This window comes from Catonella sp. (genome assembly GCF_052173895.1).
Taxonomy (GTDB): Bacteria; Bacillota; Clostridia; order Lachnospirales; family Lachnospiraceae; genus Catonella.
The window spans coordinates 1-13,375 of sequence record NZ_JBQMXS010000007.1; the positions used below are offsets into that span (position 1 = coordinate 1).

Annotated in this window: 17 protein-coding genes; all 17 read right to left on the reverse strand. The window is 35.8% G+C overall.

The genetic code is table 11. The features are described 5' to 3' along the window. Positions 1-170: 170 nt before the first annotated feature. The 17 genes from ACTTG8_RS02640 to ACTTG8_RS02720 all read right to left on the reverse strand — a co-directional run bounded on the left by ACTTG8_RS02640 (position 171) and on the right by ACTTG8_RS02720 (position 13,166). Positions 171-1,103 carry an ACP S-malonyltransferase gene (locus ACTTG8_RS02640; protein WP_442560573.1) on the reverse strand — a complete coding sequence of 311 codons (933 nt, stop codon included), beginning with the start codon at positions 1,101-1,103 and terminating at the stop codon, positions 171-173. Positions 1,104-1,165: 62 nt separating this feature from the next. Beyond that, positions 1,166-2,092, reverse strand: coding sequence for a DUF561 domain-containing protein (locus ACTTG8_RS02645; RefSeq protein ID WP_442560574.1), 927 nt, complete (start codon positions 2,090-2,092; stop codon positions 1,166-1,168). 43 nt (positions 2,093-2,135) lie between these two features. Further along, positions 2,136-3,092 (reverse strand): beta-ketoacyl-ACP synthase III, encoded by a 957-nt coding sequence (locus tag ACTTG8_RS02650; protein WP_442560575.1) that lies wholly within the window; start codon positions 3,090-3,092, stop codon positions 2,136-2,138. A 13-nt stretch (positions 3,093-3,105) separates the two neighbouring features. Beyond that, entirely contained in the window at positions 3,106-3,903 is a 798-nt protein-coding gene (accA, locus tag ACTTG8_RS02655; RefSeq protein WP_442560576.1) for an acetyl-CoA carboxylase carboxyl transferase subunit alpha, read from the reverse strand. A 65-nt stretch (positions 3,904-3,968) separates the two neighbouring features. Further along, positions 3,969-4,823 carry an acetyl-CoA carboxylase, carboxyltransferase subunit beta gene (gene accD, locus ACTTG8_RS02660; RefSeq protein ID WP_442560577.1) on the reverse strand — a complete coding sequence of 285 codons (855 nt, stop codon included), beginning with the start codon at positions 4,821-4,823 and terminating at the stop codon, positions 3,969-3,971. 18 nt (positions 4,824-4,841) lie between these two features. After that, a complete protein-coding gene (locus ACTTG8_RS02665; RefSeq protein ID WP_442560578.1) occupies positions 4,842-6,176 on the reverse strand; it encodes an acetyl-CoA carboxylase biotin carboxylase subunit in 1,335 nt (444 codons plus the stop codon). Further along, positions 6,169-6,627, reverse strand: a complete 459-nt coding sequence (gene accB / locus ACTTG8_RS02670) for an acetyl-CoA carboxylase biotin carboxyl carrier protein (RefSeq protein WP_442560579.1) — start codon at positions 6,625-6,627, stop codon at positions 6,169-6,171. Before accB ends, ACTTG8_RS02665 begins: the two co-directional genes overlap by 8 nt. 23 nt (positions 6,628-6,650) lie before the next feature. Beyond that, on the reverse strand, positions 6,651-6,878 hold the full coding sequence (acpP, locus tag ACTTG8_RS02675) for an acyl carrier protein (protein ID WP_442560580.1): 228 nt from the start codon (positions 6,876-6,878) through the stop codon (positions 6,651-6,653). A gap of 130 nt (positions 6,879-7,008) precedes the next feature. Next, the gene (locus ACTTG8_RS02680) at positions 7,009-7,584 is read right to left on the reverse strand and encodes a hypothetical protein (RefSeq protein WP_442560581.1); all 576 of its coding nucleotides are present in this window, start codon (positions 7,582-7,584) and stop codon (positions 7,009-7,011) included. A gap of 26 nt (positions 7,585-7,610) precedes the next feature. Continuing rightward, entirely contained in the window at positions 7,611-8,066 is a 456-nt protein-coding gene (locus ACTTG8_RS02685; RefSeq protein WP_442560582.1) for a hypothetical protein, read from the reverse strand. Further along, on the reverse strand, positions 8,056-8,328 hold the full coding sequence (locus tag ACTTG8_RS02690; protein ID WP_442560583.1) for a hypothetical protein: 273 nt from the start codon (positions 8,326-8,328) through the stop codon (positions 8,056-8,058). Before ACTTG8_RS02690 ends, ACTTG8_RS02685 begins: the two co-directional genes overlap by 11 nt. 130 nt (positions 8,329-8,458) lie before the next feature. Next, on the reverse strand, positions 8,459-8,965 hold the full coding sequence (locus ACTTG8_RS02695; RefSeq protein WP_442560584.1) for a YfbM family protein: 507 nt from the start codon (positions 8,963-8,965) through the stop codon (positions 8,459-8,461). Between the two features lie 37 nt (positions 8,966-9,002). Further along, positions 9,003-10,595, reverse strand: a complete 1,593-nt coding sequence (locus ACTTG8_RS02700; protein ID WP_442560585.1) for an RNA-binding domain-containing protein — start codon at positions 10,593-10,595, stop codon at positions 9,003-9,005. Positions 10,596-10,688: 93 nt separating this feature from the next. Beyond that, positions 10,689-11,498, reverse strand: a complete 810-nt coding sequence (locus tag ACTTG8_RS02705; protein WP_442560586.1) for a hypothetical protein — start codon at positions 11,496-11,498, stop codon at positions 10,689-10,691. 49 nt (positions 11,499-11,547) lie between these two features. After that, on the reverse strand, positions 11,548-11,949 hold the full coding sequence (locus ACTTG8_RS02710; protein WP_442560587.1) for an HI0074 family nucleotidyltransferase substrate-binding subunit: 402 nt from the start codon (positions 11,947-11,949) through the stop codon (positions 11,548-11,550). Next, entirely contained in the window at positions 11,933-12,238 is a 306-nt protein-coding gene (locus ACTTG8_RS02715; protein WP_442560588.1) for a nucleotidyltransferase domain-containing protein, read from the reverse strand. Before ACTTG8_RS02715 ends, ACTTG8_RS02710 begins: the two co-directional genes overlap by 17 nt. 25 nt (positions 12,239-12,263) lie before the next feature. Next, a complete protein-coding gene (locus ACTTG8_RS02720) occupies positions 12,264-13,166 on the reverse strand; it encodes a hypothetical protein (protein ID WP_442560589.1) in 903 nt (300 codons plus the stop codon). Between the last annotated feature and the right edge of the window lie 209 nt (positions 13,167-13,375).

Below are 13,375 nucleotides of genomic sequence, written 5' to 3' on the forward strand. Positions count from 1 at the left end.
GATTGCCTTACCTATTCCCTTACTGCCTCCCGTTATTATCGCTGTTTTATTCATACACTCTCCTTTAATCAGTCTTTAATCAATATACTTCACTTAAGTAATTTATAGTATATTTACTATATTGTTTCTCTTATATCATTTATCTCTAACAATATATTGACTACAACCTTTTATCTAATTACACTAATAACTTTTTCCAGATCTTCTTTATTCTGAATGGTCAGAATATCTACCTTAGCACTCAAAGTTGCTGCTGTCTTTTTTACAAAGCCTGAAAGTACATTGCCTGGGCCTATCTCTATAAAGCTGTCAAAGCCTTCACCTATCATAGCCTTTACACAGTCTTCAAAATGAATTGCGCTCTGAGCCTGAAGTGCCATTATTTCTTTTAAATTATCACCCTTTTTATAAAACTTACCTGTAAGATTAAGTGCCAAAGGAATCTTAGGCTCATTAAAATCTATTTTTTCAAAGTAATCACTGAGTTTATCTCCTGCCTCTTTAAGCAACTTTGTATGAAAAGGAGCTGTAACATTAAGTCTTATGCATCTCTTTGCACCTACTTCTTTTAGCTTTTCTTCAGCCTTTGCAACAGCCTCTTCTTCTCCGCAGATTACATACTGACCGGTACAATTATAGTTAGTAACTTCTACAAAGCCCTCTATTTCTTTGCAAATCTCTTCTATTTTTGCAACATCAAGTCCAAGCACTGCACTCATTACAGTAGCTTTTCCCTCTGCTGCCTCTTCCATCACTCTGCCTCTAAATACAGTTATTGAAAGATAATCATTTAACCCTATTACTCCTGATGCATAGAGAGCACCATATTCACCAAGACTCAGTCCTAAAACACCTTCCGGCTTTATTCCATTATCTTTAAGAACTTCTGTAACCCCTGCTGCAAATGCCGACATACAAGGCTGCGTATACCTTGTTTTAGCAAGTTTTGCCTCTTCTCCTCTAAACATAAGCTCTTTTAAATTAAAATCAACTTCTATGCCGTCAATTACCTGCTTAAATTTAGGATAGGCCTTATAAATATCCTCTCCCATACCAACTTTCTGACTGCCCTGACCTGCGTATAAAAAACAGATTTTACTCATTACATTTCCTTTCGAAATTTCATACTGTTAAACAAAGTTTTACTTTATATCAAATTATTCTACTACTGTAGATTTTTAATAACTTCTTCATATTCTCTATTCATCGTTTCAAAAATTTCACTAAGTGTTCTGATTTCAGTAAGCCCTCCTGCTACCTGTCCTGCCATTAAAGAGCCATTTTTCACATCTCCTTCAAATACTGCCTTTCTGAGTGCTCCCAATGTGAAATGTTCCAATTCCATCTTATCTTTTCCCTCTTTTTCAAGCCTTACATACTCTTTTGACATCTCATTTTTTAGAATTCTTACAGGAGTTCCTGCTATTCTTCCTGTTACAACACTATCATTATCTCTCGCATTAATAATGGCATTTTTATAATTTTCATGTATAGGACATTCCTTAGATACCAAAAGACAGGTTCCAAGCTGTACTCCACTCGCTCCTAAAGCATAGGCTGCCGCAAGCTGACGCCCTCCTGCTATTCCTCCTGCTGCAATTACAGGTATACTTACTGTATCTACCACCCTCGGTACAAGAGCCATAGTTGTCATTTCACCTACATGACCCCCACTTTCTGTACCCTCTGCTATAATAACATCAGCTCCCATATCTTCAAGCCTTTTGGCTAAGATGGGACTTGCTACAACAGGCATTACAAAAACTCCGTTAGCCTTCCAATCCTTCATATACTTCTTCGGCATACCTGCTCCGGTAGTAACTATCTTCACTTCTTCTTCAAGTACTACTGCTGCAAGTTCATCTATCTGAGGGTGCATAAGCATGAGGTTTACACCAAATTTCCCCTTTGTAAGCTCTCTACATCTTCTTATATTTTCTCTAAGCATCTCAGGATTCATACCACCTGAACCAATAAGACCAAGTCCACCCGCCTCTGTTACTGCTGCCGCAAACTCTCCTATTGCAACATTTGCCATACCTCCCTGAATAAAAGGGTATTTAATATCTAAAATCTCATTTAATTTCTTCATAGCCTTCCTTTCCTAGCTCTGCATCTATATTGTTAAATATTTATCAAATTTCAAATACTCCTGCACTCCAAGTAAGTCCTGCACCAAATCCCACACAAACTATTTTCATTCCCTTTTTAAGTTTTCCACTTTCAAATAAGTCATCTAAAGCAAGCCCTATACTGGCAGCTGAAGTATTGGCATATTCTCCTACATTCTGATAAAACTTTTCTTCATGCCCTTCATAAGTTTTCTTTACAAAATCTATAATTCTGGCATTTGCCTGATGGCATACAACATAGTCTATGTCTTCCATGTCAAGTCCTGTTTTAAGAAGTACCTCATCTACACTCTGCTTTATGGCTTTTACTGCAAACTTAAATACAGCCTGTCCCTTCATCTTGATAGAACTATTTTCTTCTCCAACCCCCTCACAAACCAAGTCTTCATCATTGCCATCTGAAAATGAACTGATATAAGAAATACCCTCCCTATCTTCCAGTTTTACCAATGTCGCCGCAGCACCATCTCCAAAAAGAACACAGGTTGTTCTGTCATTAAAATCAAGAAGTTTCGAAAGTTCTTCACTGCCTATGATTAAAGCATACTTCTTATCCATTTCATTGAGAAGAGCCTTTGCATTTTGCAGGGCATACATAAATCCGCTACAAGCAGCACTTAAATCATAAGCCATTACGCTTCCTTTAAGCCCCAATGCCTTTCCCACCATACAGGCAGTACTTGGAAATGCATAATTTCCACTCGTAGTAGCAACTATAATAAGCCCTATTTTTAATACATCAAATTCACTGTCTTTTTGTAAAGCCCTATTAATCGCTTCTTTTGCAGCCTCTATCGCAAGACTGTTACAGCTTTCTTCTTCACAAAAATACCTTTTCTTGATTCCTGTCCTTGTTTCTATCCATTCATCCGAAGTATCCACTATCTTAGATATATCATCATTCGTTACTATTTTTTTAGGCAATGCCTTGCCTGTTGCCACAAACTTAAGTATTCCCAAGCTCATCCTCCATCTATGCCTTAACAGCCTTCTTCTCTTTATCTATTTCTCTAAATTTCTTGTATCTTTGTTTTACAAGACTATCCTCTTTTAACTTCCTAAGTTCCAAAAGTTCTTTATAGATTATTTCATCAATATTTTTTACTAATTTTGCATCTTCTTTTATCACACCATCTATAATTTCATAATTAAGAAGTTCATATGCTGTCAGTTTCATAAGTTTTGCAGCCTCAGATGCTCTCTTACTATCTTTCCAAAGTATAGATGCAAAACCCTCCGGAGACAGTATTGAATATACAGCATTTTCAAGCATGAATACCCTATCTGCAACAGCTATACCAAGAGCTCCTCCACTACTTCCCTCACCGGTGATTATTGCTATTATAGGTACTTTAAGGCCACTCATAAGGGCAAGGTTTTCAGCTATGGCATTCGCTTGTCCATTAGCCTCAGCCATAAGTCCCGGATAAGCTCCCGGAGTATCTACAATAGTAATGATAGGTCTTCCAAACTTCTCAGCCTGTTTCATAAGCCTTGCTGCCTTCCTGTATCCCTCAGGTGAAGCCATACCGAAGTTGCAACCTATATTTTCTTCAGTAGTAGAACCCTTTTTATGTCCTATAACAGTTACAGGAATATCATGAAACAATGCTATTCCTCCAAGTATAGCATTATCGTCCCCTGTTATCCCATCTCCTCTAAGCTCTACAAAATCATCGAACAAAAAATCTATATAATCATTTATTTTTAACCTATCCTTATCTCTAGCCAACATGACTCTTTCATAAGGAGTTTTTATATTCTCTTCCATGTTAATATTCTCTCCGTAAGAATCTTCTTTCGTAAAGGAACATCATTTCTTATAAATGAAACTCTCTACTTCTTACTATGCAGTTTTAACACCTTTGTAAGCCATTCTTTCATTTCTACTCGCCCAATCACCGCATCAAGTCTTCCATGTTCAAGCAAAAACTCTGCTCTTTGGAAACCCTCCGGCAGTTTTTCTCCTATTGTCTGCTCTATAACTCTCGGTCCTGCAAAGCAAATAAGTGCATTAGGTTCTGCAATAGTTATATCTCCCAGTGAAGCAAAACTTGCACTCACTCCACCGGTAGTAGGATTGGTAAGTACTGAAATGAACAGTCCTCCACTTTGTTTATACCTCTCAACAGCTGCAGCAGTCTTAGCCATCTGCATAAGCGAAAATATTCCTTCCTGCATCCTTGCTCCACCACTGGCACTAAATATAACTAGTGGAAGTTTCTTCTTTTTAGCATATTCCGCCAGTCTTGCTATCTCTTCGCCAACCACTGTTCCCATACTGCCAAGTAAAAATCTTCCATCCAATACTCCTACGGCTGTACTAATTCCACCTATCTTTATTATCTCTGTAACTATCGCATCACTCTGTCTTGTTTTTTCTCTATTTTCCTTAAGTTTTTCCTCATAATTAGGAAAATCTATTGGATTAATAGATTTTAACGGATGAAAATGTTTCTTTACCTGTTTTTCATCAGACAACAGAGCCATTCTCTGCATAGGGCTTAACGGAAAGTAGTAATTACATTTTGGGCAAATTCCTAAATTTTCTTTAATTATATTTCTTTCCAACTTATTGTCACAAGAAGGACAGCTTATTCCCTCTTCTACTCTGTTATTTTTCTCTCTTCTTGCTTTGTTAAGAGCATTAAGATTATCCTTTTTTCGTGAAAATATCTGTGCTATTTTCATACTCTATTCCCTTGTTTTCTAAGCCTGTTTTTCTATTTTTTCCTTGTTTTTCTCATAAAAACCTGTATTGTACTGCCCTGCAATAAAGTCAGGCTGATATGTTATCATATACATAAGTTCACTGTTGGTCTTTATACCATCTATTATAAGTTCTTCCAAGGCTCTCCTCATTCGCCTTATAGCCTCAAGCCTTGTACTGCCATGTACTATGATTTTAGCTAACATTGAATCATAATAAGGGCTTACTTCATATCCCTCAAATAAGTGGCTTTCAACCCTCACTCCAAAGCCTGCCGGAAAATGTAAACAACTAACCTTTCCTGTTGAAAGTGCATTTATTCTACATTCTATCGCACTTCCTTTTAGGCATATATCTGCCTGCTTTACAGATAATTTCTTACCTGAAGCAATGTTTATCTGTTCTCTTATAATATCAACCCCTGTAACCATCTCTGTTACGGGATGTTCTACCTGTACTCTGGTATTCATTTCGATGAAGTAGAAATTTCCGTTATCATCTGCTATAAATTCAACCGTACCGACACTGTTATAGCCTGCCGCCTTTGCAGCTCTTACAGCCATATCTCCCATTTTTTCACGAAGTTTCGGCTTCAGAAACCATGACGGAGATTCTTCAAGCAGCTTTTGGTTATTCTTTTGTATGGAACATTCTCTTTCACCAAGATGTACCACATTCCCCTTTTTATCAGCAATAATCTGAATTTCGATATGATGAGGATTGATAACAAGTTTTTCAAGATAAATGCTGTCATTTCCAAAAGCAGCCTTTGCCTCTGCCTTTGCACCTGCATAGGCACTTACAAGCTCTTCCTTAGAAAATGCCCTACGCATTCCCTTGCCTCCGCCACCTGCACTCGCTTTTATAAGTACCGGATAGCCAATCTCCTCCGCTATTCTTACAGCTTCTTCCTCACTATGGATAAGTTCTTTAGAACCGGGGACTACCGGCACTTTCTCTGCCATCATAAGACTTCTTGCTGCCTGCTTATCACCCATTCTTTCTATAATTTCTGCTGAAGGTCCTATGAAAATAATTCCATTTTTTTCACATTTTCTTGCAAAATCAGCATTTTCTGAAAGAAATCCATATCCCGGATGGATTGCATCACATTCTGTCTTAAGTGCAGTTTCTATAAGGATGTCTCCATTTAAATAACTTTCCTTGGCACTTGCAGGTCCTATACATACTGCTCTGCCAGCCAACATAACCGGCAGAGACTCCTTATCTACTTCAGAGTATACCACGACACTTTCTATGTTCATCTCTCGTAAAGCTCTTATTATACGGACTGCTATTTCACCCCTATTTGCTATCAGAACCCTTTTAAACATCTGTTTCCTCCAACACAAACAGCACTTGATTATACTCTATCATTTTGCTGTCTTCTGCTCTTATTTCTACAATCTTACCTGTAAAAGGAGATGCTATTTCATTCATAATCTTCATAGCTTCTATTATACCAAGTATATCTCCTTTTTTTACAATGTCTCCAACACTTACAAATGCCTTTGTTTCGGGTGAAGATGAGCGATAAAATGTACCTACAAAAGGAGCTTTTACTTCTTTATATTTACAATCTTGCTCTTCCTTTTTCTCAGATTGTATAACCAAATCAGACTCTGCTGTACAAACAGATTTTACTTTAATCGGTCTCTCTTCTATACTTACCACTTCCATAGCCTTCTTAAGTTCAAGATTATCTCCACTAAGGCTTAATTTCAGTTCACTTAAAGAAGATTTTTCAAATCTGTCCCAAACCTCATAAATATCTTTAATATCCATAGATTATTTCCTTTAGCTTTACTTTATTCTGCACCGTCTATAAAGTTCACTATATCCTCTACTGTCTTAAATGAGGCAAGCTTATCCTCATCTATTGTAATCTCAAATGCCTCTTCAAGAGCCATACCAAGTTCAACTGCATCAAGTGAGTCAAGTCCAAGGTCACTTTCAAGGCTTGCATTTAATTTAATCTTGTCTTCATCAATGTTTACTGCATTTACAATTACTTCTTTTACTTTTTCAAAATTCATTTTTCTTTACCTCGTTTAATTTAGTTAAATTTATTTAGATAAATTTATTAAGCTTTTTATATCATTGTTTTGGATTAATGTCAAGAAAATATTTTTTGAACAAAATATGAACAAAAAAAACAGCAGACCTTTATAGTTTGCTGTTTGTAAATGATTTTTCATATTCTTCAACATCAAAGCCCAGCTCTTTTAAAGCTGCAATTTGATTTTTCTGATGCTCCGGTGTACCCCCTGAAACAGAACTGTAGATTTCACTTTGTGGCCAATCTTCATAAACTCTGTCAAGAAAAGCCGGAATATTTTCATACATGGGGAATATATTTGAAATAAAGCCTTGCTTGAGACAAGCAGTATAATCTTCCTTACTTAGTATTTCTGTATTACCATCTTGGTCAAATGAATTGCGCCTTTCAATAGTTTTTTCAATATCCCAGGGAGTAAATGTTATTAAATGCGGTGGTCTGCTCCATCTTTTAGTATCTGTCTTATCAGGTGAAGAAATAACTTTTTCCCAAAAACCTCTCTTTACAGCAAAAGAACCTGTAGAAATGTAAAGCCTGTATGCTGTATGTTCAAAAGTTTCTTCGCATATTTCTCCATTAACAGGCTCAAATACACCATAAACATCATTGGTCAAGAGCCTTAAATAATAAGTCCTTTCTCTTCCATCAACTTTGTAGATAGCACCTACTTCATACCTCGCCATATTATTACCTCTTTCTATAAGTGTGCTTATTCAACATAATCAGTCTTTTTGTACCTTGAAGATACAAAACCTAAAAGACCAATCTGAGGTATGTTCCATTCATTAGGTAGATAAATACTACATAGAATTTCATCTCCCTTTGAATTTTTTGCAATAAATTGATACCTCCCAAGCTCTTCATTACCGGTCACTCTCTCGATATCAGATATGTGAGTTTTACCAAAAAATGCACTAAACTCATTCCATATTATCTCTGCCTCATCACCTGATAAACTGACTTTTAAACAGTATTTTATCCCTGTCTTACACCTTGGTTTTCTTCCTGATTCATCAAGCTTACATACCTTTATATTTCCCTTGTCATATGACCATTCCGCCTTTTCCGGTGAGCTTATTTTAACATTCAACACATCCTTAAATTCACACATTTTTTCTGAAATATACTTACAAGCCTGTTCAAATACATTAAAATTATCCATCATCCTTTTTAAACGAACCTCCACCTCTATATGTATTTACAACGCAGGTAAACTTTTGCCTGCATTTTGGACATTTTATGACATGATAAATAATATCATCAACCCAGTATCCGTCACGCTTATATGCGTCTACCGGACATGTGCCATCTACCAGCCGAAAACCCTCTTTTTCAACCAGCTCTCCAATATAATCCATAGTTTTTTCATAATCCTTTGGAGACTTAAAGTCTTGAACTAAAGTAATTTTCTCACAATAATTACACATTTTCTGCCTCCAATAACCGGTTAATCTTCATAATAATACCATTCAAAAATAAATTTCTATGGGTGTAGCCTTATATATAAAACTAAATTTATCCCCATTATTCACGCCCTAGGTCACATTCCTCTTATTTCTAATAAATCGTAACCAGTACATTTCCATTTGCTTCCAAAATTTGTTTGTAAAAATCTATCATTTCCTTAAAACAAATATAAATTTCTTTTTTTATTCCTTCTACATCAACATCTTTATCCCATATATCAGGATAAAGTTCAGCTTTTTTGCAGGCTTCCATACTGAAATTTTCTAAAGCTGCGTCTATATCAAAATTTTCTAAAGCAAAAATGATATCTGCAACCCTGTCTTTTTCTATGTAGGCAATAAACTCAGATACTTCTTCAAGCGAAGTCACACCTACAACCGCCTCGCTTAAAGGGTTGCCTTCTATAGGCTCTGAACTGTCTACACCGGTTAGCACAAAATGAAGCACATCCCACATCTTATCTATATCAAGTAAAATCTCTGCTTCTTCATTCCAGTCCTCAACCTCTTCAAATATTTCGTCTTCTTCTCCGTTAAAATGTTTCATTTCATTTAAGTTTTCATTACTCAAATATTGATAATTTGCTATCATTCCCATTTTGTTTTTCCTCCATCAAAACCATAATTAAAAAATCTTATTTTACAATCCACTTCCCTGCCTTTGAACTTCCCAGATATTCTATCTTACCACTTTTATTCAATTCAGAAACATCTCTTTTAATAGTTGCTTCCGAAACTCCCAACAACTTTGCTAATTCTGCTCTGGTAATATGTGGATTATCCAAAATAATTTCAATTATTTTTTCAATTCTATGCTTTCTTATCATTTTTTGGGGCTCATTTAATACGTTTTGGGGCTCATTCAGTCCATTTGGGGGCTCATTTAATACGTTTTGGGGCTCATTTAGTCCGTTTTGGGGCTCATTTAGTCCGTTTTGGGGCTCATTTAATACGTTTTGGGGCTCATTCAGTCCATTTGGGGGCTCATTCAGTCCATTTGGGGGCTCATTAACGAAATCAAAATCTAGGGAATACGAATCATCCAAAGGTACAGTAATCTTAAATATATCTCCTTCCTTAAATTCCGGATACTGCCCTGAATAATATTCACTATACTTAAACAGCTTTCTTGTTCCGGAGCCAAGTGTATCCGCATAACCAATATTTCTAAAAAACGAAGCAATAATTGGATTCTTGGGATTAGGTTCCATATTATCCGGTGTAATAAAACCGTTTTTTACTGCACGACTGGCATTCTCTACATACATTCGATTTTCTTCAATTACAAACTTAGCTATATATGAGCTGGTAAATTCACGATGCATCAGCGTATTACTAATCATCTCTCTGGCAATTATGTTTCTAAGACTGATACGGCTAACACCTTCCAGAAAAAATTTATCAAGCAAGTGCTTTCTGGCAAACTCCATTAATATATCATAACTCTCAATCAAATTAGTTCTAACCGTCTCTCTGTCATCGTATCTATCTACATTAACTTTACGAAGCAGGGCATCTGTCATATACGCCGGACAAACATTCATAATAACTTCATCTTTACCTAAAAGCATAATAGCAGCAAGATTATATCCCTTCTGCCCTGTCGCTAAATCAACACCATAAAGCCCTGCACTTACAAGCAACTCCTGATCTGACATTTCTTCCCATGGATGTTTTCCTCCCGCATTATTTACTGCCATCCTACGAACTTTAGGAAATAAATCTAAACGTAAATCATCTATTGTTGCATAAGGATAAATTTTACGCTCAGTAAATATCTCCTGCTTGCGTATATACATCTGAGCAATCTGTGAAGTAGAAGTTACCTTTACATCTGCATCATCTACACGATCATAAATGACTTTTTTATAGCTATGTACCTCGGCACTTGGCGGAATATGAACATGAATAATGGTTTTTCCTTCTGCATTTTTTATAATTTCAGGTGAAAGGTAAATTGTAGGTGAAAAAAGCAATGGATTACTAACCACACTTATAAAATTTTTGACCATATCAGATGCAGACTTTTCCGGTATTCCCTTAACTTTACCATTATCTAAAACACCCAAAAATAAATCTCCACCAAATCTGTTTAAAAATGAGCAAACAGACTCATAGGTATCATTTTCAATACCATTTCCACAACGCTTAAATTCAACAGCTACAGTTTCTCCAATTTCAAGAATTGACTCCAATGTACTTATGTCCATAACATTATCCTTTTTCATTACCTAGACTTTTCATATTCCTTGTTTTTACAGCATTATTCTACTATCTTCATAAATTTAAGTCAAATTTTTCAAAACCTTTTACTTCTTTACTTAAAGCCTATAAGTTGCATAAATACTGTTCTGTCCTTCTGCCTTTTTAAAGCCGGCAGCAGTATAGATTGCTATATCCTCTAAAGCATCCACATCAACCAGCACCATCATCTGATGTGGTTTGTTTAATTCGATTGCTTTTGCAAGAAGTGCAAGTTCATAGCCCTGATATCTGTACTCAGGCTTCATAAAAATATCATATGGTTCATTTGTTTCAAAACTATATGTAACATCCAGATAACCCTGCACCTGACCATCTTTTATTACAAGCAACACTCTAAAACGGTCTTTCGCAGAAAGAACCCTTTCTGCCGTCCAATATGTTTCTATGCTATGAAGCTTACAGTACTGTTCTTTCCATTTTTCAGTATACAATTCTATACTGCTTGTATCCACGTTCGGCACCACAGCAGTATGAACCATCTTTTGCTGTTCAGTATCAAAAACAGCCCCTTTTTCTTTTAAGGGCTGACATAATGCAAAGTTTTTCGGATTAATAACAAAATCTGCCTTATAACCCCGATACTTATTTTCCATATACAAAAGCATTTCTCTAAAAGCTTTTTTACTTTTTGTAAATCCGATAAGCAGCTCAATATACTTTTCATCAGGAATAATAAGCCATACAAAAATTCCTTTTATAATTCCATTTTCAAGAACCGCAAATGAATATTCATCTTTTCTTTCTAATGCGCCATAGAGATTATTCTTACCATACACAAAATGCGGATCATAATACAACGGATTATTTGCCAGTTCCGAAATAAAGTCCGAATATTCTTCAAAGGATTTGATTTCTAAAATTTCCATTCATGCCTCGTAAATTTCATATTATCCCAAATCAGGGGGTATTTTTCAGTTATAACGCTAATTCTTTCACTATTTTTTCAAACTCATAAAACAAATCAATGTACTTTCCCACAATCATCTCACAATGGGCTTTTACAACCGCACCATCATAGTCGTGAGTCAGTTCATTCCTAACTTTTAGCATTTCCATCCAGCCATCATCATCAATAAGATTTGCCTTAAATGCTTCTCTAAGCACATCTCTCGGAGAACCTGTTACAAACCCAATAATCGCATAATGCTGAATCAAAATATCTTTCATTACCTTCCAAGCCAAATCAAAAGTAATAGAAAATTTTGCTCCAGTTCCACTTATTACAAATGAATCTGAAAAATCTCTTTCCCTTGCCTCAGTCAAAGCTTTCAGCGAATTACAAAAAGACTCAAATCTTCTCTTAAATTTCTCGTCCATATTCTCTTATATCCTCCAGTAAAAGTTCATTTTTACAGTCATCCATATTTACTATATCTATACTATAAAGCGTTGGCAATTCCCCTACTTTTTGTATAAGCAAGTCAATATCGTTAACTCCCGATACAGCTATATCTATATCACTTCTTTCGAGTGCTGTTCCCTTTGCCCTTGAGCCAAATAAAAAAACTTTTTTTGCCCCCGACTCTTTACATAGTTTTACCGCTCGTTCTATTACTTCTTCTACTTTCAAATTATCACCTTTCTGCCTGATTACCTTAGCCTGCATCAAAAATAAGTCTTAGTAGGCCAAACTACCGGCTAAGTCGTTCAATAAACTCCTTGTCAATTTCATCCACCGTCATATCTGTATGTGCAAATATACCCTTATTATAGGCATTAGTTAATATCCAAGCAGCATACGTCTTAAATTCTTCTGCAGTTTTTACGCTATAATCAAAAGCTTTGCAAATTCCTCCGGAACAAGCTCCCCAATCAGACAGCTGTCCTATTATTTCAAAAAATGAATCATTATAAGTTTCAAATTTTTTCGTTGCTCTGGCAGTCAAATACTGTGTGATACAGTTGTCAAAGGCATAATAGAACATTGGCTCACGAAAAGGAAGCGAATTTCTCTCCCTGTTGTGAAAATTTCTGTCAATGACATAAGACTTACGCACATCATCCATTGTAGGTTTTTCAGATGTTTTAACTGTAGTTTGGATATAACAATAAATTGTTTCTTTATCAAAAAAATGTCCGTCTATGGCAATTACAGCTCCCCACATACCATCTTCATACTTAAATGCCATTACTGCACCGTTTTTATACTTACTTTCAACCGGAACAGGTGGTGCCACTCTTTTTTTAGGCTTTTCCTTTTTTACACTAATTTTTTCTAAAAATTCAGCAAGGTTAGTTATTCTTTTATTGATAAATTTATCATCAGCACCAAGTTCCCTAGCTATTTCTATATCCTTACCACTTAGAACTGCTTCCTTTACTTCAGCTAAAAAATCATCCTTAAGTCCCCCTACTTCCCAAAGGCAATATGCAAGACTAAATAAGACATCATATCTGTCATCATCATCTTCAGCAGGAAGCAAATCATTTTTTATATCTTCAGGCTCTTCTCCATTATTATAGCGTTTAAAAAATTCATCCTTAGTATCACAGGAAGTATCATTACCAAAAATTGCTGCACTCCAGGTTCCCATAATATTCTCCTCAAGCTTTGTTAATTTATATTTATAATTCTATACTCTTATTTATATGCCGTCAATTCTTTAATAACAATTATTCCGTCACAGCCATTCTTTCTGTAATTAATTTAGCTCGTCCAACACACAACAAACAGCCCACAGATGGAATATACCACCTATGGGCTGCTCACTCTTTGTCTTACAGTTTGATTTGCACGACATCT

Coding starts and splice junctions, on each gene's coding strand:
- ACTTG8_RS02640 (WP_442560573.1), bottom strand. CDS start 1,103: ATGAGTAAAATCTGTTTTTTATACGCAGGTCAGGGCAGTCAGAAAGTT.
- ACTTG8_RS02645 (WP_442560574.1), bottom strand. CDS start 2,092: ATGAAGAAATTAAATGAGATTTTAGATATTAAATACCCTTTTATTCAG.
- accA (WP_442560576.1), bottom strand. CDS start 3,903: ATGGAAGAGAATATAAAAACTCCTTATGAAAGAGTCATGTTGGCTAGA.
- accD (WP_442560577.1), bottom strand. CDS start 4,823: ATGAAAATAGCACAGATATTTTCACGAAAAAAGGATAATCTTAATGCT.
- ACTTG8_RS02665 (WP_442560578.1), bottom strand. CDS start 6,176: ATGTTTAAAAGGGTTCTGATAGCAAATAGGGGTGAAATAGCAGTCCGT.
- accB (WP_442560579.1), bottom strand. CDS start 6,627: ATGGATATTAAAGATATTTATGAGGTTTGGGACAGATTTGAAAAATCT.
- acpP (WP_442560580.1), bottom strand. CDS start 6,878: ATGAATTTTGAAAAAGTAAAAGAAGTAATTGTAAATGCAGTAAACATT.
- ACTTG8_RS02680 (WP_442560581.1), bottom strand. CDS start 7,584: ATGGCGAGGTATGAAGTAGGTGCTATCTACAAAGTTGATGGAAGAGAA.
- ACTTG8_RS02685 (WP_442560582.1), bottom strand. CDS start 8,066: ATGATGGATAATTTTAATGTATTTGAACAGGCTTGTAAGTATATTTCA.
- ACTTG8_RS02690 (WP_442560583.1), bottom strand. CDS start 8,328: ATGTGTAATTATTGTGAGAAAATTACTTTAGTTCAAGACTTTAAGTCT.
- ACTTG8_RS02695 (WP_442560584.1), bottom strand. CDS start 8,965: ATGGGAATGATAGCAAATTATCAATATTTGAGTAATGAAAACTTAAAT.
- ACTTG8_RS02700 (WP_442560585.1), bottom strand. CDS start 10,595: ATGAAAAAGGATAATGTTATGGACATAAGTACATTGGAGTCAATTCTT.
- ACTTG8_RS02705 (WP_442560586.1), bottom strand. CDS start 11,498: ATGGAAATTTTAGAAATCAAATCCTTTGAAGAATATTCGGACTTTATT.
- ACTTG8_RS02710 (WP_442560587.1), bottom strand. CDS start 11,949: ATGGACGAGAAATTTAAGAGAAGATTTGAGTCTTTTTGTAATTCGCTG.
- ACTTG8_RS02715 (WP_442560588.1), bottom strand. CDS start 12,238: ATGCAGGCTAAGGTAATCAGGCAGAAAGGTGATAATTTGAAAGTAGAA.
- ACTTG8_RS02720 (WP_442560589.1), bottom strand. CDS start 13,166: ATGGGAACCTGGAGTGCAGCAATTTTTGGTAATGATACTTCCTGTGAT.